The 22042-nt window shown below is 55.8% G+C and carries 16 protein-coding genes; 11 read left to right on the forward strand and 5 right to left on the reverse strand.

Going from position 1 to position 22042, the window contains the following annotated elements:
- Positions 1 to 261 precede the first annotated feature (261 nt).
- The 5 genes from AC0L7R_RS05650 to AC0L7R_RS05670 all read left to right on the forward strand — a co-directional run bounded on the left by AC0L7R_RS05650 (position 262) and on the right by AC0L7R_RS05670 (position 5819).
- Positions 262 to 1896 carry a peptide ABC transporter substrate-binding protein gene (locus AC0L7R_RS05650; protein WP_473659457.1) on the forward strand — a complete coding sequence of 545 codons (1635 nt, stop codon included), beginning with the start codon at positions 262 to 264 and terminating at the stop codon, positions 1894 to 1896.
- Positions 1897 to 1982: 86 nt separating this feature from the next.
- Entirely contained in the window at positions 1983 to 2906 is a 924-nt protein-coding gene (gene oppB / locus AC0L7R_RS05655) for an oligopeptide ABC transporter permease OppB (protein ID WP_247129099.1), read from the forward strand.
- A 12-nt stretch (positions 2907 to 2918) separates the two neighbouring features.
- Positions 2919 to 3845 carry an ABC transporter permease subunit gene (locus AC0L7R_RS05660; protein ID WP_473659460.1) on the forward strand — a complete coding sequence of 309 codons (927 nt, stop codon included), beginning with the start codon at positions 2919 to 2921 and terminating at the stop codon, positions 3843 to 3845.
- Position 3846: 1 nt separating this feature from the next.
- Positions 3847 to 4815 (forward strand): oligopeptide/dipeptide ABC transporter ATP-binding protein, encoded by a 969-nt coding sequence (locus tag AC0L7R_RS05665; RefSeq protein WP_473659461.1) that lies wholly within the window; start codon positions 3847 to 3849, stop codon positions 4813 to 4815.
- The gene (locus AC0L7R_RS05670; RefSeq protein WP_473659463.1) at positions 4812 to 5819 is read left to right on the forward strand and encodes an oligopeptide/dipeptide ABC transporter ATP-binding protein; all 1008 of its coding nucleotides are present in this window, start codon (positions 4812 to 4814) and stop codon (positions 5817 to 5819) included. Before AC0L7R_RS05665 ends, AC0L7R_RS05670 begins: the two co-directional genes overlap by 4 nt.
- A gap of 73 nt (positions 5820 to 5892) precedes the next feature.
- On the opposite strand, the gene AC0L7R_RS05675 is transcribed toward AC0L7R_RS05670, so the two are convergent.
- From AC0L7R_RS05675 to truA, 3 genes are all read right to left on the reverse strand, one after another.
- Positions 5893 to 10653 carry a translocation/assembly module TamB domain-containing protein gene (locus AC0L7R_RS05675; RefSeq protein WP_473659465.1) on the reverse strand — a complete coding sequence of 1587 codons (4761 nt, stop codon included), beginning with the start codon at positions 10651 to 10653 and terminating at the stop codon, positions 5893 to 5895.
- A complete protein-coding gene (locus tag AC0L7R_RS05680; RefSeq protein WP_473659467.1) occupies positions 10650 to 12446 on the reverse strand; it encodes a BamA/TamA family outer membrane protein in 1797 nt (598 codons plus the stop codon). The genes AC0L7R_RS05675 and AC0L7R_RS05680 overlap by 4 nt, the downstream gene beginning before the upstream one ends.
- 136 nt (positions 12447 to 12582) lie before the next feature.
- A complete protein-coding gene (truA, locus tag AC0L7R_RS05685) occupies positions 12583 to 13353 on the reverse strand; it encodes a tRNA pseudouridine(38-40) synthase TruA (RefSeq protein ID WP_473659469.1) in 771 nt (256 codons plus the stop codon).
- A gap of 98 nt (positions 13354 to 13451) precedes the next feature.
- On the opposite strand from truA, the gene AC0L7R_RS05690 reads away from it, so the two are divergent.
- From AC0L7R_RS05690 to AC0L7R_RS05700, 3 genes are read left to right on the forward strand one after another with little or no spacing between them, the layout of a single operon-like run.
- A complete protein-coding gene (locus AC0L7R_RS05690) occupies positions 13452 to 14864 on the forward strand; it encodes a YcjX family protein (RefSeq protein WP_473659471.1) in 1413 nt (470 codons plus the stop codon).
- Positions 14861 to 15289, forward strand: coding sequence for a GNAT family N-acetyltransferase (locus AC0L7R_RS05695; protein WP_473659473.1), 429 nt, complete (start codon positions 14861 to 14863; stop codon positions 15287 to 15289). Before AC0L7R_RS05690 ends, AC0L7R_RS05695 begins: the two co-directional genes overlap by 4 nt.
- Before the next feature lie 2 nt (positions 15290 to 15291).
- Positions 15292 to 16293: a TIGR01620 family protein gene (locus AC0L7R_RS05700; protein WP_473659475.1), complete on the forward strand. Its 1002-nt coding sequence runs from the start codon at positions 15292 to 15294 to the stop codon at positions 16291 to 16293.
- Here AC0L7R_RS05700 and AC0L7R_RS05705 read toward each other — a convergent pair.
- Positions 16290 to 17282 (reverse strand): DUF2125 domain-containing protein, encoded by a 993-nt coding sequence (locus tag AC0L7R_RS05705; RefSeq protein WP_473659477.1) that lies wholly within the window; start codon positions 17280 to 17282, stop codon positions 16290 to 16292. The two genes, AC0L7R_RS05700 and AC0L7R_RS05705, sit on opposite strands and share 4 nt — an antisense overlap.
- Before the next feature lie 64 nt (positions 17283 to 17346).
- Between AC0L7R_RS05705 and AC0L7R_RS05710 the strand changes: the two genes are divergently transcribed.
- From AC0L7R_RS05710 to AC0L7R_RS05720, 3 genes are all read left to right on the forward strand, one after another.
- Positions 17347 to 17877, forward strand: a complete 531-nt coding sequence (locus AC0L7R_RS05710) for a gamma-glutamylcyclotransferase (RefSeq protein ID WP_473659479.1) — start codon at positions 17347 to 17349, stop codon at positions 17875 to 17877.
- A gap of 80 nt (positions 17878 to 17957) precedes the next feature.
- Entirely contained in the window at positions 17958 to 19121 is a 1164-nt protein-coding gene (locus tag AC0L7R_RS05715) for a biopolymer transporter ExbB (protein ID WP_348109571.1), read from the forward strand.
- Between the two features lie 2 nt (positions 19122 to 19123).
- Positions 19124 to 21082, forward strand: coding sequence for a peptidoglycan -binding protein (locus AC0L7R_RS05720; RefSeq protein ID WP_473659481.1), 1959 nt, complete (start codon positions 19124 to 19126; stop codon positions 21080 to 21082).
- Here the strand turns inward: AC0L7R_RS05720 and AC0L7R_RS05725 are convergent.
- Positions 21079 to 22029 (reverse strand): peptidoglycan DD-metalloendopeptidase family protein, encoded by a 951-nt coding sequence (locus AC0L7R_RS05725; protein WP_473659483.1) that lies wholly within the window; start codon positions 22027 to 22029, stop codon positions 21079 to 21081. The two genes, AC0L7R_RS05720 and AC0L7R_RS05725, sit on opposite strands and share 4 nt — an antisense overlap.
- Positions 22030 to 22042: the final 13 nt, after the last annotated feature.

Here is a 22042-nt window from a genome sequence, read left to right on the forward strand (position 1 = left end):
GACAATGTAAAACATGGTCCCGATTCGCGCATAAGATGATCGGCTTCGGATCATAAAGTATCGTTAAAGCGGCGTTGGTTGAAATATTGATGCGTTTTTTTGCCTATTTTTGTAGCTGACCCAACGTCCTTCGCTGATCAAAAAATGTCGCTTGCACTTTTACACGGCGTCCCAAAAGATACCCCATCAACGCCGCATTTTTATCAGCGGCGACCAAAACGCACGACCAGCAAATGGTCGGACACCTAGGGAGACTTCCAAATGACACTGACAACGTTCCTTAAAGCCACCACAGCGGCATCGCTTGTGCTGGCAGCAAACACCGCATTCGCAGACGGCCACGCGACGCACCCTGAAACGGGCGAAGCACTGGCGACTGAACAGACATTCACATACCGCGTTGGCGACGAAAGCCCGTCCTATGACCCGGGTCTCACAGAAGACGTTGATGGTTCTGCCGTTGTCCGTGACCTGTTTGAAGGCCTGATGAACCAAGACGCCGAAGGCAACCTGATTCCGGGTGTCGCGACTGGTTATGAAGTGTCCAACGAAGGCAAAACATACACATTTACACTGCGTGACAACGCAAAGTGGTCCAACGGCGACACAGTGGTTGCGGGCGACTTTGTTTACGCATGGCAGCGCGCGGCGTCCCCAGAACTGGCGTCACCATACGCGTGGTACATGGAACTGATGTCCATCGAAAACGGTGCTGAAGTCATCGCAGGCGACAAGCCAGTCACCGATCTAGGTGTGTCTGCACCTGACGACACAACGCTTGTTGTGAACCTGTCCCAGCCGCTGCCGTATTTCGCGCAAATGGTTGTTCACGCGACAACATTCCCAGTGCACCAAGCGACAGTTGAAGAGTTCGGTTCTGACTGGACGTCTCCAGAAAACATCGTGTCCAACGGCGCATACAAGCTGTCTGAATTCGTTCCACAGGAAAAACTCGTGCGCGTGCGCAACGAAAACTACTGGGACAACGAAAACACGATCATCGACACCGTGACCAAGCTGGTTATCACCGATGAAAACATCGCGTTGACACGTTACCTTGCGGGTGAACTTGATCAGACAGACGTCCCAGCAGGCCAGTTCCCACGCTTGTCTGCAGAACGTCCTGACGAAGCCGTTTCCGTCCCGTCTGCGTGTTCTTACTACTACACGATCAACATGACAGACACGACGAACCCTGCGTTGAAAGACGTCAACGTGCGTCAAGCGCTGTCCATGGCAATCGACCGCGACGTGATTGTTGAAGCTGTTCTGGCTGGCGGCCAGAAGCCTGCCTACACGTTCACACACTGGGCGACTGCTGGCTTTGAAACACCAGACACCCCAATCGCAGGCATGACGCAGGAAGAGCGGAATGCCAAAGCGGTTGAGCTGATGACAGCTGCTGGTTACGGCGCGGACAACCCGCTTGATCTGAACCTGATCTACAACACCAACGAAAGCCACAAATCTGTAGCGATTGCTGTGTCCCAGATGTGGAAGCAGACATTGGGTGTGGAAACAGAACTGGCAAACCAAGAATGGCAGACATTCTTGGAAACACGCGGCAACCAAGACTATGAGATTGCACGTGCAGGTTGGTGTGCGGACTACAACGAAGCGTCCACATTCCTTGACCTGATGCAGTCCGATTCAGGCTACAACGATGCGAAATACGCAAACCCACGCGTAGACGAATTGATGGCAGAGGCGAAGACGTCTGATAACCCACAGGCGGCTTACACCGAAGTAGAGCAGATCATCGCAGAAGACCTGCCGATCATCCCGATCTACCACTACGCTGAAGTGAACATGCAAAATGCCGCTGTTGGTGGCTGGCCGTTCACAAACTTCCAGCAGAACTGGTACTCAAAAGATCTGTATAAGATCGCTGAATAAGCAACTTTGATTGCTGGCACGCCTCCGGTTTCAGACCGGGGGCGTGTTCCCTATTTTACGCACTTTGCAATGCGGACACTCATGACATGTTAAGCTTTATCGCCCGACGCCTTGCCGTCGCCATACCGACGTTGTTGATCCTCGTGGTCCTGTCGTTTGTGCTGATGTACGCAGCCCCCGGCGGCCCTTTCAATTCCGAACGCCCGTTGCCACCAGCTGTTCTGGCGAACATCGAGGCCAAATACGGACTTGATCAGCCGTTCTGGAAGCAGATCGTGAATTACGTGGTCGGTGTCGTGACCCAATTCGATTTCGGCCCGTCGTTCCAGTACAAAGACCGCAGTGTGAACGACATCATTTCACAAGGCTTTCCTGTGACGTTGACCTACGGTGCTTGGTCGTTCCTTGTGGCGGCTATTGTTGGTGTCTCGGTCGGCGCTGCTGCTGCGATCAAACAGAATTCGTGGCTGGATTATCTGGCCGTTGGGTTTACCATCGGTGCGCAGGTGCTGCCTAACTTCGTTATGGCCCCGATCCTTGTGTTGGTCTTCACGCTTTGGCTTGGCTGGTTGCCCGGTGGTGGCTGGAATGGTGGTCAGTGGGAAAACCTGATCATGCCCGTGATCGCGCTATCCACGTCGTACATGGCGTCCATTGCGCGGATCACGCGGTCGTCGATGTTAGAGGTTTTGAACACGAACTTCATCCGCACGGCACAGGCCAAGGGTCTATCGCCCGCACGCGTCATTTTCCGTCATGCGTTGAAGCCTGCGATCTTGCCTGTGTTGTCCTACCTCGGGCCAACGTTCGTGGGAATGATCACGGGGTCGGTTGTGATTGATATCTTCTTCTCGACCGGCGGTATTGGTCGCTTCTTTGTCGATTCCGCGTTTAACCGCGATTATTCCGTGATCATGGGGATCACCATTCTGGTGGGGTCTTTGACTATCCTGTTCAACCTTCTGGTCGATGTGCTTTACGCATGGATCGACCCGAAAATCCGGTACTAAGGGGGCAGGGCGATGTTACCACAAGCAAAAGATGTCGAAGCTGTTGGCGACGCCATGCAGCTGGCCGAAATCCAAGGTCGGTCGCTTTGGGCCGATGCCCGCACACGGTTCTTCCGCAATAAAGCGGCCGTGTTTGGCCTGATCCTTTTAGTCTTCGTGATGGCCTTTGCCCTATTCGGCGGGCTGTTGACCGAATATGAGCGCGACGTCGTCGACTTTTCCCTGATGGGGGCCAACGCCTACAAAGGTGTGCCGTCGCTGGAGACCGGCCATTTCTTCGGTACAGATGCGTCTGGCCGTGATCTGTACGCACGTGTTGTGCAGGGGACTGCGATTTCGATTATGGTTGGCATCGTAGGTGCGGCTGTGGCGGTGATTGTAGGTACTTTGTACGGCGCGACCGCTGGCTATTTTGGTGGTCGTGTTGACGGGATCATGATGCGGACGGTGGACGTGCTGATGTCGATCCCGTTCATGTTTGTTCTGATCTTGATGCTGGTGATTTTCGGTCGGTCGATGTTCATGTTGTTCCTTGGGATCGGCCTGATTTCATGGCTCGACATGGCGCGGATCGCACGGGGCCAAACGTTGACGATCAAGAACAAAGAATTCGTAGAGGTCGCACATGCAATCGGTGTGCATCCGGCGAAGATCATCTTGCGTCATATCGTGCCCAACCTTTTGGGGATTGTCGCGGTCTATGCCACGCTGTTGGTGCCGCAGCTGATCATTTTTGAAAGCTTCATCAGCTTCCTTGGCCTCGGCGTTCAAGAACCGAATACATCGCTAGGTGCGCTGCTGTCAGAAGGCGCGTCCAACATGTTTAACGGCACAATCTGGCAATTGCAGTTTCCGCTGATCGCCTTTGTACTGACCATCTTTGCGTTCTTTTTTGTAGGCGATGGCCTGCGTGACGCACTCGACCCTAAGGACCGCTGATATGGCACTTCTGGATATCGAAGACCTGAAGGTCACGTTCAAAACCGCAGATGGCGAAGTCAACGCTGTGAACGGTGTCAGCTTTGGCATCGACGCTGGTGAAACCCTTGCGATCGTGGGGGAAAGCGGATCGGGTAAATCGCAGACCGCCTTTGCCACGATGGGTATTCTGGCGCAAAACGGGCGGGCGACTGGCCGCGCGATGTTTGACGGAAAAGACCTGCTCACGATGAAACGGCGGGAACTGAACAAGATCCGCAGCCAAGACATCTCGATGATTTTCCAAGACCCGATGACATCGCTGAACCCGTATTTGCGGATTTCGGACCAGATGGCCGAAGTCCTGCAAATCCACAAAGGCATGTCGAAACGCGCGGCGGTGGCCGAAGCGGCCAAGATGCTTGATGCCGTGAAAATTCCCGACGCAAAGAACCGGATTACCATGTATCCGCACGAATTTTCCGGAGGCATGCGGCAGCGGATCATGATTGCGATGTCGCTGCTCTGTCAGCCGAAGCTGCTGATCGCGGATGAACCGACTACCGCACTTGATGTGACGGTACAGGCGCAAATCATGCAATTGTTCGATGATATTCGCGATGATTTTGGCACGGCAATTATTCTGATTACGCATGACCTAGGCGTCGTTGCTGGGTTCTGCGACAGGACGCTTGTGATGTACGGCGGTCAGGTGATGGAAGAGGCAGAAACTGGCGTTTTATTCAAATCTCCGACCCATCCTTATACCAAAGGATTGTTGCAGGCCGTGCCACGGCTTGATCGTGCTGATGCGGCCTTGCAAACAATTGCTGGTGAACCGCCTGACATGTCGCGCCTGCCTGTGGGCTGCCCGTTTTCGCCGCGCTGTTCGGTCGTGATGGACCATTGCCCATCGAAACGCCCGCCGTTGGAGGTCTTCGGCGACCGTCGCCGTGCTTGCCACCTTCCTGCTGAAGAGGTGATGTCATGACTGGACCAATCTTATCGGTCAAAGACTTATCTGTGACATTTGACGTGCGCAGACCCGGATCGTGGCCTTGGACGCTGCCACTGAAATTGCATGCAGTGTCAGAGATGTCGTTCGATCTACAACCGGGCCAATGCCTTGGCGTTGTGGGCGAAAGTGGGTCGGGTAAGTCGACGCTTGCGCGCGCGATCGTCGGAACTGTGCCCAGCACTGGTGGCCAAATCAATTTCGAAGGCGCTGATCTGGCAAATATGGACACACGGCAACGTCGCGTTCACCGCCGCGACGTGCAGATGATTTTCCAAGACCCGTTGGCCGCGTTGAACCCGCGCATGACCGTCGGTGAAATCATCGCGGAGCCGCTGATCACCCACGAACCGTCTACGCCGCGTGCTGAGGTCAAAGCCCGCGTGCGCGAATTGATGGAACGGGTCGGGCTACTGCCGAACTTGATCAACCGCTACCCGCATGAATTTTCTGGCGGGCAATGCCAGCGGATCGGGATTGCGCGTGCATTGATCCTGAAACCCAAGTTGGTGATTTGCGACGAACCTGTGTCCGCCTTGGATGTGTCCGTGCAGGCGCAGGTGGTCAACCTGTTGATGGAACTGCAGAAAGACCTGAACCTGTCGATGATTTTCATCGCACACGATCTGTCTGTGGTGAAACATATCTCGGACGATATCATCGTGATGTATCTAGGGCGGCAGATGGAAAAGGCGGATGCAGTCACGCTGACGACAGCGCCGGAACACCCTTACAGTCAGGCGCTGATTTCGTCCGTGCCGATCCCCGATCCTGTGCTGGAAAAGGCGCGTGTGCGTCCCATCCTGGATGGTGAATTGCCTTCGCCGCTTTCCCCGCCATCGGGCTGTGTGTTCCGCACGCGCTGCCCAAAGGTACAGGCGTCCTGCGCAGGTGATCGTCCTGTGATGCAGCAATTGGGACAGGGCCACGAAGTCGCGTGCCCGTTCCATGAACCGCTACAGGTGTTGTCGGCAGGCTGACGCCTCCATTCTTTTGGCCCTCAATATCCCCGCCGGAGGCACCTATTGCCTACGGCGGGCGATACGTTTGTATTTAGTAGTCACGCTCAAAGAAAATCCCGATACTTGTCTCACCGTCCGCATCGACCGTACCTTTGGCGGTGATTTCGTCTGTGATATCGAGGTTCAGGTTAATTTCGGTCTCGCCTTCGGAATTGATTGTCACGTCTGTATAGACGTTCTCGGACAGATATGCGCCCGCGCGCACCGCGGCGTTGCCGTCTTCATCCGTGGTCACATCAAAATCATCCAGACCCAGTTCCTGCCGGAAGCCGTCGATCAAACCGCCGCCGCCGCGTCCTGCCAATGTACCGACCGCAGCCGCCAACTGGACGGCCTGTAAGGGACTGATTTCGGACAGATTGCGACCGAAAATAAGCTGCGCAAGGACTTCGTCCTGTGGCAATTGTGGGGTCGATTCAAAACTGACTTCGGGGGCGTCAGCCGGACCTTCCACGATGATCCTGATCTGCGTGCCAGTGCGCGCCTCTGTTTCTGCCACAAGCCTGATATAGGGGGAAAAATCACCCTGAAGTGACGCGACGCCTTCTGCCAGTTCGAACCGCTGCTGCAGGATGTCCAACCGACCGCGTATCAATGAAAACTGCCCAACAGGCACGATGTTTGCGGTTGTTCCACCAAGCGACAGGCTGCCGCCCAATTCCGCATCAAGACCACGACCACGGATAAAGATACGCGATGGCGCGTTCACCGTGATATCGAGCGGGAAGGCGGTGCCGGATGTCCCGGACTGCGTGGTTTCTTCTGGCAGTGTCACGCCCGCTTTGTCCAAAGTGCGTTGCACGCGACCGTTTTGCCCGATGTGAACCACATCCGGCAAATCGCCAAGTGATCCAACGCCGGAAGATGGTACCTGCACATCTGTCTGACCAAGCGTCAGTGTGCCTGCGATGTTTGCACCACCGCTTAGCGGGCCGCGGATCGCAACTTGGCCATCGATGCTGGTTTCATAAAGTTCGGGATCGCGAACGACGACGTTGTTTAATCGTGCGGTGACATCTGCTTGCATGCTGCCCGTCAGTCCGATTGGTCCGGACACGGCGATGTTGCCGCCCGATGGCACGTTGCCAGTGACAGAAAGCTGTGCCGTCCCATTGGACAGGCCGATGTTGCCGGACATATCTTCAAGGGCTTGCGCGAACGTCGGCGCGGATAGTCTTGCGTCGTTGATCGAGACGCGACCTGACACAGCTTCAAGCGACGCGGGCCCGTTGATGGACAGGTCAAGCGTCGCAGTTCCATTGACGCTACGCGGGGCGATAGCCGCGTTGGCCAAAGCCAACGGCACCACCCCGTTAACCTCGATGTTCAGATCACCACCGGAGGCCACAGTGCCATCTGCGCGCGCGGTGATCCCGCCCGGACCTGTGCCATCAATGTTCAAACCGATGGTTCCGTTAGATGCCACCGATGCTGTGCCGCTGGCCGTCACAGGACCGCTGAGTTGATCCGTAAAGATGCCAATGTCCCGCAACTGCGCGTTAAACTGCCCACTGCTGTTCCCATTGTCGTTCGCGTCCAGATTTCCGTTCACGGTGACGTTGTTGGTACTGGCGGCTAGATTGCTGATCCGGATGCCGTTGCTGGTCCGCGCGGCCGTAAGATCAAGCGATCCCGCGCCGCGCAGCAATAGGTCAACGGTCGGATTGCCGATGGCAAGATCGCGGGTTGCGACGTCGATGTCGGCGGAAAATGCGCTGAGATCCGGCAGAACCGAACCGACAACATTCGCATTTACGCCACCCGACACAGGCTGACCAATCAGCGGACGATAGGCCGACAAATCATTGATGGCGGCCTGTAGCGCACCGCTGATTTCATTAGTCTCTGCGGCGATTGTGACATCAGCGTCGATATCGGCACCGGGGGCTGTGACATCTGCGTTGACGGCCCAGTCGCCGTTCGCGGACTGGTCGGCTTGCCCCTTGGCTGTGGCTGGCCCGTTGATGCCGTCTGCGACAAGACCGATGTCCTGCAGGTTAAGATCAAATGTGCCCGTTCCGCCTTGTTCGAGCTGTGACAATGTCGCGCTCAGATCGAAATGCGGGGTGCTGGCTTGCAGGGCAGGGATGGTGATCCCCGCCGTATCGCGCCGCGCGATGCCTTGAACACGACCTTCGCCCGCTAGCAATGGGTCAACTTGGGTGACGCCGGTCTGAAGGTCGCGCGTTGCCACGTCGAGCGTTACATCAAGTTCGGAAAGATCGGGCAATAGTCGCCCTGAAATGTCCGCCGTTACCCCGCCGCTTACCGGCTGACCGATCAACGAACGGTAATCGCTGAGGTCATTTACCCGCGCTTGGATATTGCCGGAGATTGCGTTCGTTTCGGGCGCAATCGCAACATCGGCCGTCAAATTTACGCCGGGTGCAGTGGCGGACGCATCGATAATCGCCACCCCGTCGGTGTCGCGCGATGCTGTTCCGATTGCCGTCAGTGGTCCTGATATTTCAGGCACAACAAGCCCCACTTCGGCAATCCGCAAGTTGAAGTCCGCGTCGAGCGGGCCTTGGGTATCCACCGTCGCATCCGCATCCAGCGTGATCTGCGGCATGCGCAAAACAAGATTGCGGGCGCGGTATTGGGTTTCAGTGTTGCGTTCCAATCCGACCGAAACGGTGCCGCGACCGGCAAGCAGGGGATCAAACTGGTCGATACCAATGACCAGATCGTTTGTCGTTGCCGACAATTCGCCGTTAAACCGCAGCCCTTCGGTCAACAGAACACCAGACAGTTCGGCGTCCATAGCCCCGTCCAACGGCCGGCCCGCCAGTGCAGCATAGGTGTCCAAGTCAGCGACATCTGCCGCGACATTTGCGAGTACGTTGTATCCCGTTTCGAGAGGTTGTGCGTTGCCTTTCGCCTGCAAGGTGACATCTGGTCCGTCGCCGACGATATCAAAGGTCACAATCTTTTCAGCGTCTTGGGAAATTGTACCGCCAAGCGTGACCGGCCCCGAAAGGCTTTGTTCGACCAAGCTGATGTCTGCTATTTGGGCTTGGAAACGCGCATCGCTCCCTTCGGAAGTCAGATCAGCATCCGCCGTAATTTGCGCCGCGTCAGTTGTGATTTCAAAGGTTTCCAATCGCGTACCGTCAGGGTCCCGTACAAAGGCGACGGAAATATCGCCGTCGCCAGCCAGCAGCGGATCGGCCTGTGGCACGTCAACTGCGAGGTCGGTCGTCGTGCCTGCAACAGTGATGTCGTAAAGGTCGTTCAGTAAATCGACGTCCGCGTTAATGTCGACGTTGGCAGCACCAGCGAGATCTCGTCCCGCAAGTGTCGAAAACCGCCCCAAAGCGGACACGCGCAACGCTGATGTGGCGGTGATACGAATGGCTTCGCTTGATGTGCTGATCTGCGCGTTTGCGTCGGCTTCCAACCCAGGACCGCGAAGGGTGAGTTCTTCGATAATGAACGGTTCGTCCTCAACCCTCTTGGCCAAGATCGTGCCCGTGACCGCGTCGCCAAAGGCCTGCGCCGTGCCGGGATCATCCAATTCCAAGCCGCTGGCCGCATATGTGAAATCGGCCGTGACGCGACCGGTTTGCTCGGCCCCTTCACCAGCCTGCAAGATGCCGCCGCCGGATAGGTCAATCTCTGCGATATACAATCCAGGGCGATCGTAGCCATTCACGACGAAGGACGCTGTCCAATCGTCGGAAACCGCTTGATTGTATTGAACATTCAGCGAAACATCATCGACAAAGGTCTTCGGACCAGCAAGCGGCAACAGAACAACATCGCCTGTTGGGTCGTTGATCTGCCCCGTTAGGTTTAAACGTTCAGGCCAGCCTTCGGCACCGATCAATGCACCACCAGTCAACTGCAATCGTTGGGCTGTGAGATCAAGATCGCTGAGATCAAACCGCCCGTCGGGTAGCTGGCGACCAGCTGCGACAAGATCGACATCGTCGCCGAAGAAGTCGTGGTAATCGCCTTCCAGCAACGGTGTCAGATCACCGCCGATGTTCAGTTGAAACCCTTGATTGTCGTCAATCGTCTCGAGCGCGAATTGGCCCGCAATCCGGTCCACGCCGTCGGTTGCCAGTGCGATATCTGCAGCAAAACTATCAAGGGGACCTTCGCCCGCAACGGTCAGCGCAAGTGCCGGTTGATCCGGAATATCAAGTTGTTTGGCCGCAATGCCGCCTTCGGCTTCGCTTACGTCGAGGGTAAGATCGAGAATCGTTGTTTCGTTGCTGTAGCTTCCGTCGATAACAAAGCGCCCATCGGTTTCATCAAGGCGGATGGCGGTGACGTTGGCCGTGCCTTCACCGCCTTCAAGCGCAGCACTGCCTGTAAGGCTGATGTTGACCGGTTCGCCTAGAAAACTTTCGCCGAGTTCGATCCGGTCGATCTGTAGGGTGCCCAGTTCGATACTGACGGGAAGTTCGGGCAAGGCGAAGGGTTGCGATTCCGCTGACGGCGTTGTTGTTTCGGATATCGGCGCGCGCGCCACGATAATTTTGACCGCGCTTAGTTGCTCGACCTCGATACGACCACGTAGCAAAGCGGACCGGTTCCAATCCAGAACAACCTCCTCAAGCGTGAGCCAGACGCCGTCTTCGTCCGAAATTGTTAATCGATCAATCGTAGCTTCTGAACTGAGCGCACCGCGAAAACCTGAGATATTTACGCTACGGCTGACCCCGGACAAGTTGTCTTCAATCAACGTGGTCAGGTAACTTTTGTCTTCGTCTTCCTGCGTGGTCTGGGCGATGATCGGGGCAGGGGTTGTGACAAGCGCACATGTGATCAGAAGGTATCTCAAAATGATTGTCCAATGCCGATATAAACTTCTACGCGTTCGCCTGCGTTACCGCCGGTTGTGGGGGTGGCAATATCCAACCGGATCGGGCCGATGCCGGTGTTGTATCTGATGCCAAGACCCGCACCCGCGTGCCAATCCCCGTCACCGAATGGATCAGAGGTTTCGCCAACAAATCCCACGTCATAAAAACCAACAACGCCAATGGTATCCGTGACACCGTAGCGGGCCTCCAATTGTGCGCCGGCAAAGGACAATCCGCCGCGACCGACAGTTTCACCATCAATCACCGTGTCGATCCCGAGTGCGTTGTACGGTTGTCCGCGCACGGTGCCGCCGCCGCCAGAAAAGAACAGGAAGTCTGCAGGCGCATCTTCCGCATCTGCGCCTAAGACTGAGCCAATTTGGCTGCGAGCGGCCAATGTGAACCGATCTTCTTCGCCAAAGCTGCGATATCCACGTGTGTCAGCAAAAAGCCGTGCGCCATTGTCCGCACCATCGATGCTAAGAAATGGGGTCGCATCAATGTCGATGTAGTAACCGTTGTTGGCGTTTGTTGCGTCGTCACGGCGATCAAGCGTCGCGCCCAGGGGCGCTGTCAGCAACGTAAATTCGCGCACACCCGCTTCGGTTTCTTCGCGCGCTGTGATCAGCCCGAAACCGCCCGATATCTCAAGATCTTCGCGGATCAATCGGGTCAGCGTGGCTTCCACAGCGGCTTGATCCAAAATGTAATCAGGTTCGTCTTCGCGGCTGATTTCAGCAGAAATCAGAAAGTCGGTATCAGGGCCGTAAACCGCCGGACGTTTCAAACTTGCGGTCAGACTGTAATCGACGCCACCCGTTTCGCCGCCAATACCGGATACTTCCGCGCCAACCCGAAACTGTTCCGCGCCGCCGAAAAAGTTCCGGTGAAGCCAATAGGCGGATGTCCCCAGCCCTTCGATTGATGAAAGTTCAACGCCAAAGCCAAATCGCCGTGGCTTGGCCTCTGCGATTTGGGCGGTGATCGGCAATACATCACCAGCGGCGATGTCTTCGGCTTCGACCAAAGCGACACTATCAAACGCACCAGTGTCGCGCAGTCGCCGCTCCGCCGTTGTCAGATCGTCGGGTGAATATACTGATCCCGTTGGCAGGCCTGCAATTGCGACGATACGATCCGTTCGCACGGCGGTGTTCCCGCTGACAATCAGATCGCCGAAGGTCAATTGCGGTCCGGTCGCGATTGTCACATTTACATCTAACGTTTCGTCACGGTGGCGTGCTGTGATCCGCTGACCATCTGCGGCCGCTTTGGCATAACCTGCGTCTTGCCAAGCTGTTACAACAGCGCTGACGGCGCTTCGGATCACGTCGGTGCTGGCACCTGATCCTGTGACGAAACCTTCGGGTAGCACAGCGGTGGACGGTGCTGGGCCTACAACGGCTTCCCCGAATTGAAACTTCGTACCCGGGGTGACGGAAATTGCGATGGAATTGATTGTCTGCGGTGCATCAAGTGCGGGAATGCCTGCCGCTTCACGTCCGTTGACCAAAATGCCGATTTCCCCGCCATAATACCCAGCCGCATAAAGCGCGGTCAGGATGCGTCGGTAGTCGGCGCGGGCGGCGGCAACGAGGTCTTGCGCTTCCGTGGTTTCTTCGCCTTTTAGGGCCAGCACCGATGACGCAGAACGCAGTTCCCCCCTAAGAGTGTCGCTAGCATCACCTGCGTCGAATGTAATGTCTTGCGCTACCGCAGGAAGCGCGAAAAGGCCCAAAAGACCTGTTGCCGTTGCGAAGGAAAATCTCATAGCCGCCCCAATAGTTCGTCGAACAACCTTTCAGGCGTCGATTAGTTCCTTGAACATTAGACTGTCACGTCGCGCGGGAAAATGCGTGTTTTGATATTCTGGCGATAACTTGCGCTGTTTTCGATCACTTTTGCGATTAATCCGCGAACGGGTCATCCGGATAAACTACATGGGCCAAATAAAGGCCCTGTGGTGGGCAGACGGGGCCGCAAGCCGATCGGTCTTTTGCAGCGAGCGCTTTGGTGACATCTTCGGGTGCCCAAGCGCCCGTTCCAACACGTTCAAGGGTCCCGACAAAACTGCGCACTTGGTTATGCAGAAATGATCGGGCGCGGACGTCAAAGCGGTATTCGATGCCTTCGGGTTGCACGATGCGCGCGACATCAAGACGGTCTAGTGTCTTAACCGGACTTGCCGCCTGACACATCGTTGACCGGAAGGTCGTGAAGTCATGTTCACCAAGCAAAGCTGCGGCACCTGCCTGCATCGCATCGAGGTCAAGGTCATGATTGACCCGCCAAAATTGCCCATGACCAAATGTCAGCGGTGCCCGGCGGGCCATGATGCGAAAGATGTAATGGCGGGCCACGGCAGAAAAACGAGCGTGGAACGCATCGTCAACGCGGGCACAGGCAACGATCGCAACGGGATCCGGCTTGAGATGATAATTGAGCGCTTCTGACAGGCGGAACGGATCCCAGTCTTTTTGCAGGTCGCAATGGGCAACTTGCCCCCAACCGTGCACGCCAGCGTCTGTGCGACCCGCGGCGGCGATCGTATGCGCACCCGGTTCCAGCTTTGCCAATGCAGCTTCAATCGCGCCTTGCACGGATGGTTGATCCGCTTGCCGCTGCCACCCTGCGAATGGCGCACCATCATATTCGATTTTCAAAGCAAAACGACCCATAGCGACCGATTAGGGGGAGCAACGGATGAAATCAATCCCTACCCAAGACAACGCGCTGCCCTTATCTATGGGGTAAGACACGTCAAAAGGGGACGAAATTGGTACTTGCCGCAATTGCAGACCAGATCACGCGCAGCGTTGATTTGGTAACGGACACCTTAAGCGCCCCTTTTTCTGATCCGGTCATCCGCCTTGGCGTGACCGGACTAAGCCGCGCTGGCAAAACCGTGTTTATTACGTCGCTGGTGGCAAACCTGATGGATCGGGGGCGGATGCCGCAAATGCGTGCGGCGGCGGACGGGGCGATCCGCACGGCTTATTTGCAGCCGCAACCGGACGATACATTGCCGCGCTTCGAATTCGAAGATCACCTGCGGCGGTTGACGTCCCCGACCCCAAGTTGGCCTGATGGAACACGGCATATTTCCGAGCTACGCCTATCTTTGCGCGTACAGCCAACGGGGTTGTTGTCAGGTCTGTCGGGGCCGCGAACCGTTCATCTTGATATCGTTGATTATCCGGGTGAATGGCTGCTTGATCTGGGGTTGCTGGATATCAGTTTTGCGGGATGGTCGAAGGGGGCAATCGCTCGTGCGGCTGGACGACCCGGCGGCGATGAATTTCTGGAAACACTCGGCGCGATTGATGCCACGGCAAAGCTGGACGAAACGCAAGCACAGGCGTTGGCCAAATCTTATACGGCGCATCTGAATGCATCGCGAGAGGCCGGCTTTTCTGACTGTACACCCGGTCGGTTTCTGCTGCCCGGTGACCTTGCTGGGTCGCCTGTGCTGACTTTTGCGCCACTGCCAGCGGACAGTTGGGGGCGCGGATCGCTAGGGCGTGAATTGGAACGCAGGTTCGAAAGTTACAAACGCAATATCGTCAAACCGTTCTTTCGGGATCATTTTTCAAAAATTGACCGACAGGTCGTCTTGATTGATGTTTTAGGTGCAATCCATGCCGGTCCACCTGCCGTTGCTGACTTGAAACAGGCGATGGCAGATATTTTAGGGGCATTCCGTCCTGGGAGAAATGCCTTTCTCACGCGTATCTTTCAGGGACGTCAGGTTGAAAAAATACTATTCGCGGCGACCAAAGCAGATCATTTGCATCACACCCAGCATCCTCAATTGACCGCGATCACAGAGGCATTGCTGCGCGAAGCGCGAGACAAAGCAAGATTTGCGGGTGCGCAAACCGCTGCCATGTCAATTGCGTCCTTGCGTACGACGGTTGAACAAACGGTAGAACATCGCGATGGCCCTTTGAACGTGGTTCAAGGTCAGTTGCTGGGATCTGGAAAGCAGGCCGCGTTTTACCCCGGTGATTTGCCGTCAGACCCGTCACATTTGTTGGCGCCAGCTGAAGAGGGGGCGCAGGCTTGGCTTGATGCGGATTATCAAGTGATGAATTTTGCTCCGGCCCCGCTGACATTGCGTCCAGGGGATGGGCCACCGCATATTCGTCTTGATCGGGCCGCAGAATTCTTGTTCGGGGATCGTCTATGATCAGGCCCGCCGATATTTCGGATGCGGCGGCGATGGCTGAGGTGTTGAGTGGCTGGATAGATGCGACACCTTGGATGCCGCGGATCCATACGCGTGCTGAAGATTTTGCTTTCTGCCAAAAACTAATCAACACGCGCGAAGTTTGGGTTGCAGACAGTCAAGATGGTTTCGGATTTCTGGCGCGACAGGCAGATAGCATCGACGCGTTGTATTTGGCACCCGAATTGCGGCGAAAAGGGTGGGGGACAGCGTTGTTGGATGCCGTGAAACAGGATCGCGAACAACTTACGCTTTGGACTTTTCAAGCCAGCAACAACGCGATTGCGTTTTACGAGGCGAACAAATTTCACATTTCCGACCTGACGGACGGACAGGGCAATGAAGAAAAATTGCCAGACGCCTTCATGACGTGGACAAAGGATTGACCATGAGCAGCATAAAGAATCGCGGTCCAGTCTTGATTGATCTCGATAGTAAGAACGCGACTAACCCAGCGGATGCTGTGCCAGTCATTGATCTGCCTAATGCCGCCGATGGGGCCGCAATGCAGCAAGTCGCGGCACTTGCTACGCGCCGCCCGTCGCCCTTTGCAAAATGGTTTTGGTCATTTCTTTTGGCATTGCTGGGGTTTGTCGTTTCACTTGCAGCATGGGACTACGTCACTGGTTTGATTGCGCGTTCGCCGATCTTAGGTGGCATTGCAACGGCGCTGATCGCGGGATTTGTGCTGGTCCTATTAGGAATGGCGATCAGAGAACTCGCCGCGTTCAGCCGTTTGCAACGTCTTGATGGTATTCACAAATCTGCGGCTCGCGCGATGACCACCAACGATCTGGCCGAGGCGCGCAATGCCGTGACCCAATTGAATCGCCTTTATACGAGACGCGACGATACGGCGTGGGGGCGCGGACAATTGGCCGAGCAACAGCACGATATGTTGGATGCGGACGGGCTGCTTGGATTGGCTGAGAAGACAGTTCTTGATCCGCTGGATACCCGCGCAACCCGCGAAATCGAAGCTGCAGCCCGTCAGGTCGCCACGGTGACTGCCCTTGTTCCACTGGCTTTGGCGGATGTTTTCACCGCATTGACGGCAAATTTGCGTATGATCCGTCGGATCGCAGAGATTTATGGCGGCAGGTCAGGTACGATCGGTAGCTGGCGATTAACCCGCACTGTTTTCACGCATCTGGTCGCAACAGGTGCCGTCGCAATTGGCGACGACATGATTGGATCAATCGCGGGCGGCGGGGTTCTGTCCAAGGTTTCGCGACGGTTCGGTGAAGGTGTGATCAACGGTGCACTGACCGCACGCGTCGGCGTCGCTGCGATGGAGGTTTGCCGCCCACTGCCGTTTCATGCAACGTCGAAACCGTCTGTCACAGCGTTGGGACGGCGGGCGTTAACCGGGCTGTTCGGAAGCGATTAGAATTTTGGCGATGGTCCCAATGGCAGCGGTCCTACGGACAGGTTTCCGTTTTGCACGGTGATTGGCAGAATCATCGTTTTCTCGCCTTGCGACAGGGTCTGCCCCATGGATTGCGCCATAAATTGATATTGCGCGGGTAACATGCCAGTCGATTGCACCACGTCCAGCAAACCCTGCCAATCGTTCAAAGTTAGTGTAATCGTTCCGTCGGGCGTCCCGGTTTCGTCGACCGTGAAGCTGCCGGCGCCCAAAATTTCGAACTGCCCCCAGTTCATCGAAAACGCGCGCAAGTTCATACCGCGCAATTGGCCAGGATCGCTTTGCCAGACCGGTAACGTGTGGCGGTCCAAGGCACGATCAAGCGTGATGCCTGCATCAAATGTGACGTTCGAAATGGTCTGAGGCAATCCACCGTCAATTGGCAACTGTCCCAGGATCAAGGACGGCCAGACGACGTCTGATGCTGTTAAGTACGCGTCATAAGTATATGGTGCGGCGCTGCTTTCTCGGGCTGCGACAAGAAGGCCTGAAAGGGCTGAAAGCTGAGCTTGGCCTAGTGCAAATGATAGCGATTGGGCCTCGGCTGAGACTTGATCAAGCGACAATGACGTGTTCGCATTAGCGCTTACGCTTGCCCGCAATCCGGCGCTTTCGATGAGGATTGGGAGGCCGTCCAATGTGAGCGATTGTTCCAGTGGAAATGCGATGATCGCGTTATTCGGGCGATATGACAAGGCGAGGACTTGCAACATTGATGTGGCATAACTGGTCGACTGGTCCGGCGTCGTCACGTTGAGGTCGGTCACAGTTGTATCAAAACGGGAAGGAAACCCTCTTGTGTTCAGCGTGTCATATTCGACAGTCCAACCTTCATCGGTCATCTGCGTCAGTTGTGATTGCATCCCATTTTTCAAAGCGAAGGCCCCGGCGGCCCAGTATCCGCTGTAGATAAGTGCAATGATTGCCACAAAGTAAGTCAAACGCTTCATCAACGGCCCTTTCAATACTCGCCCAAGCAGTGTTTACAGGCGCACAAGTAGAAGGACCAGCAACATGGCGTTTTGGGTATTTGGGTACGGGTCACTGTTGTGGAACCCGGGATTTGAACCGGCGGAAAAAGTACGCGCCACGTTGAAGGGCTACCATCGTTCTTTTTGTATGTTGTCGATACATCACCGCGGGACTGACGACGATCCAGGGTTGGTTTTGGCGTTGGACGAAGCTGATGCCACATGTACTGGATTGGCGCTGCGCGTTGATGATGAACATGCGGACGATGTGCTGGCATATCTGCGCGAGAGGGAACTCGTATCCTCTGCCTATTTGGAAAAACATGTGACATTACAAGCAGATGACGGGCGGGATATTGAAGCATTGGCCTACGTCATTAACCCCGGGCATGTCCAATATTGTCAGTTTGATCTTGAAAAGCAGGCGCAGATAATCGCGACAGCTGTTGGTGGTCGTGGTCCGAACACTGAATACCTTTACAACACTGCCGACCTGCTCGCCGAACTGAAAATTCCAGATAGCGATATGGATTGGCTTGTCACACGGGTCAGGCAGATCGCGGAAACTGCATAAAATCGTTTGGTTTCCGTATGTATCCGACTATGCTGCCCCACAAAATATAGAGCAGTAGAGGCCACACGCCCGTGTCAGATATGACTGAACGCAAACCCACACCGCAGTTTTCGCAACCGGTTGGGCAGATCACAATTATGCTTATCGTGCTTGGCCTCGTCGGGGCCGGGTTTTACGTCGGCCGCGGGCCGCTGCTTGCTATCTATTGGTCGAACCCCATCCTGAATGGCGCAATCTTTGCGGTCTTTGTGATTGGTGTGGTGCTGTGTTTCCGGCAAGTCATCCAGTTGATGTATTCGGTGCAATGGATTGAAGGCTTTGCTGCGGAACGTGCGGGCCATCATTTGACCACGGCCCCTTCGTTACTTGCACCACTGGCGACACTTTTGCGGTCACGCGGTGCGCGCACGCAATTGTCGTCATCTTCTGGGCGATCCATTTTGGAATCGGTCGGGCAACGGATTGATGAAGTTCGCGAAATCACCCGATATATTGGTAATACGCTGATTTTCCTCGGCCTTTTAGGGACATTTTACGGACTTGCGACAACCGTTCCCGCATTGGTCGAAACGATCCGGTCCCTGTCGCCAGAAGAAGGCCAAAGTGGCGCGGATATTTTTGGGCGATTGCAGGCCGGACTGGAAAGCCAGCTCGGCGGTATGGGCACCGCGTTTTCGTCGTCCTTGTTGGGACTGGCTGGATCGTTGATCGTGGGCTTGTTGGAACTTTTCGCGACACAAGGTCAGAACCGTTTTTATCAGGAACTGGAAGAATGGCTGTCGACGATTACCCGTCTGAGCGTGTCAGCAAACGATGATGGCGACACGTCTGGCAGCGGCGCACTTGCGGGATTTATGGAACATCTTGCGGAGCAGGTCGAGACAATGGCGGTCGTGTTTTCGCAGTCCGATGCCAATCGGGCGATCATGGACGAAAGGCTGGATAAACTTTCGACGGCCGTCGAAACACTGGCCTACGGGCGCGAGGGCGGTAATGACCAGTCGGCACTGTTGCAGCGTATTGCAGAAGGGCAAGAGCGTCTGATCGAACGGCTTGAAGACGGTGGTGTCGATGGATTGGACGCGGAAAGCCGGATGCGTCTGCGGTCCATTGATGTGCAATTGCTGCGGGTTCTTGAAGAAATGTCCGCAGGTCGCCAAGAAACGATGGCTGACATTCGGGCGGATATCGCGGGACTCTCTCGCACAATTAAGGGCGCGCGTGGGCGTCCACCGGCGGAATAACCATGGCGTTGTCGCGGCGATCTACTGGACGTTTCCAGAACGCGATCTGGCCCGGTTTCGTGGATGCGATGACCGGCCTGTTGCTGGTTCTGATGTTCGTCTTGACGATCTTTATGGTGATCCAATTCGTATTGCGCGAAACGATCACCGGACAAGAAAACCAATTGAACGACCTGACCAATGAAGTGGAAGCGCTTTCTTCCGCCCTCGGGTTAGAAGAAACAAGAAGTGCTGGTTTGTCGTCCGATTTGGACGTGGCGAATGCCGCGATTGAAGACCAAGCCAGTCAGATCATTTCACTGTTGTCAGAACGTGATGCGCAGGCAGAAGCGTTGACGGTTGCCGAAGGACAAATCACGTCGTTCGAGGCGCAGGTTGCGGGCCTACTGGCCGATCGGGACACGGCAAATGCAACAATTGCAGACCTGACCGATGAACGCGATGGCGCCATCGCAGAAATCGAAGGACTGCAGGCAGAACAAGACAGATTAGCGACGCAGGCTGATGCGTTAAACCTTGCGTTGGCACAGGCCCGATCTGAGATTGATGTGCAGGTGGAACAGGCGCGGCTTGCTGCGGCACAGGCCGACGCATTGCAGTCGCTCGTGGATGATCTGGAAACAACTGCAGAAATTGAAGCAGGTCGGATCGCGTCATTGGAGGCCGACAATGCTGAACAAACACAGCAACTGACCGCGTTGGAAGCGCAACAATTGGCGGAAGCCGCCGCCGCCGAAGCGTTGCGTGAAAGATTGGCGAATGCCGATACAGAACTTACCGCCATGACGCTGGCATTGGAAGAAAAGCGGCGTGAGGCGGAAGATACGCTGACGTTGCTCGCTGCCGCAGACGCAGCTCGTGCTGACCTCGATACGGAATTAGCGGCGCTATTATTGGCCAAACAAGCGGTGGAAGCGCAGCTTGCGGATACCGCAGAAGCACAAGTGACCGGAAACTTGGCAGTGGAAACGCTGCAGGACCAGTTGGCCCGCGCTATAACGGAAAACCAAACATTGCAGGCGCAGATTGACGTGCTGGCGCAATCGCAGACCCAATCTGAAGCAACCGAATCCGACCTTGCCGCGCAATTGGCAACGGCCTTGGCCGCTGCACAGGCTGCTCGTGAAGAGGCAGAAAGCCAGACGACTGCCGCGCTGTCGCAATCGGAAGAAAGCGCACGGCAAGCGGCGTTGTTGGCCGCTGCAAACGATGCTTTGTCGAATGAACAGGCCTTGTCAGCAGAAAGCCAACGCCAAGTTGCGTTGCTGAATGCGCAGATTACGCAGTTGCGCCAGCAGGTTGGCACGCTGCAAAGCTTACTGAACCTCGCTGAAGAAGAAGACGTAGCTGCAAATGTTCAGATCGAAGCGCTTGGCACACAGTTAAACACCGCGCTTGCGCGTGTGGCGGCAGAAGAACGACGCGCACGGGCCTTGGAAGAAGCTGAAGCAGACCGTCTTGCCTTGGAAGCCGCACGTTTGTCCGCCGAGGCGCAAGACCTGGAACGGTTTAGATCCGATTTCTTTGGCCAACTGCGCGAAGTGCTTGAGGGCCAAGACCGCGTTCGCATTGAAGGCGACCGTTTCGTCTTTTCGTCCGAGGTGCTTTTCCAGCCTGGACGCGCCGAATTGTCGGATCTGGGGCGTGCTGAAATCGCAAATATCGCCAGCATTTTGCGCGATATCGCTGACGATATTCCAGATGGCATCGACTGGGTGATCCGCGTCGACGGGCACACGGATAATATTCCGCTTGGCGGAAATGGGCGGTATCGTGACAATTGGGAACTCAGTCAGGGCAGGGCGCTTTCGGTTGTCCGCTATATGACTGATTTTCTTGGTATTCCGCCGAACCGTCTGGCCGCGAACGGTTTTGGTCAATTCCAACCCATTAACACTGACAATACGCCAGAGGCGCGGGCGCAAAATCGTCGAATTGAGTTAAAGCTGACCGAACGCTAACGGATCTCTACGGTCGTCGTCGCGGAGTCGATGACCATTCCATCGCGCACCATTTTGATGTCGCCAAGATAGTCGCCGACGGGCCACCCAGACTGAGGTGCACGGCGCCCTGTCGCGCGGAAAAGCTGCGCTTGATTTCGTTCGAGAACAACAGTTTGGTCGATGATTTGATCGGTGGGGCCGTCGATCTTTAGGATGATTTCGTCCCCGACCCGACCGCCAAAAACGTAGCCCCACACGACCAAATCGTCAGAAGACGACAATGTCGTCTCATGTGCTGTGCCGGCCTTAACGGCGCTATATTCGGGGACCCCGGCTGCAAAACCTGTAGTGATCAATCCGCCTGCTGGCGCATCAATTGCGTCTGACCACAATTTTGTTTCAGACGGTTCGCCGCAGGTGATCGCGCCATCGGGGTCGAATGGATCAATGACGTTGCCATTGTGACGAACGGACAAGTGGAGATGTGGGAACTGCGTTTGGCCGGAAAGACCGACCTGACCCAAGATGGTTCCGATCGCGACCCTGTCGCCAGTCCCCACCGCGACCGACCCATTGGCGAGGTGGCAGTATTGTGTTTCCCAGCCATCACCGTGGCTGACCACGACACCGTTTCCGCATTCTTTACCGGTTACGTCGGGCGCGTTTTCGGCCGTCTGCAATATATCCGCCATGCCATCACGCACACCGCGCACGGTCCCGGGAGCCGTTGCTACGACATTCACGCCCTCAGTTTGGGCCGCGAGTGAAGGCAAGGCGAAATCCGTCCCCTTGTGCCCGTCATAAGTCAGTAGTCCGCAGGCGAAATCGGATGCACCAGCCGTTGGATCATGGTCGACCGTTTGTTGGATATGACAGGTTTCGCCAAGCGTGCAATCAATCGGAAGCGCCAAAGGAATATCCCCCGCCGCAGATGTTGCGACGAGGGATACAAACGGTATTGCCATAATTGGCCGCACT

The organism is Yoonia sp. D2-7 (assembly GCF_055809435.1).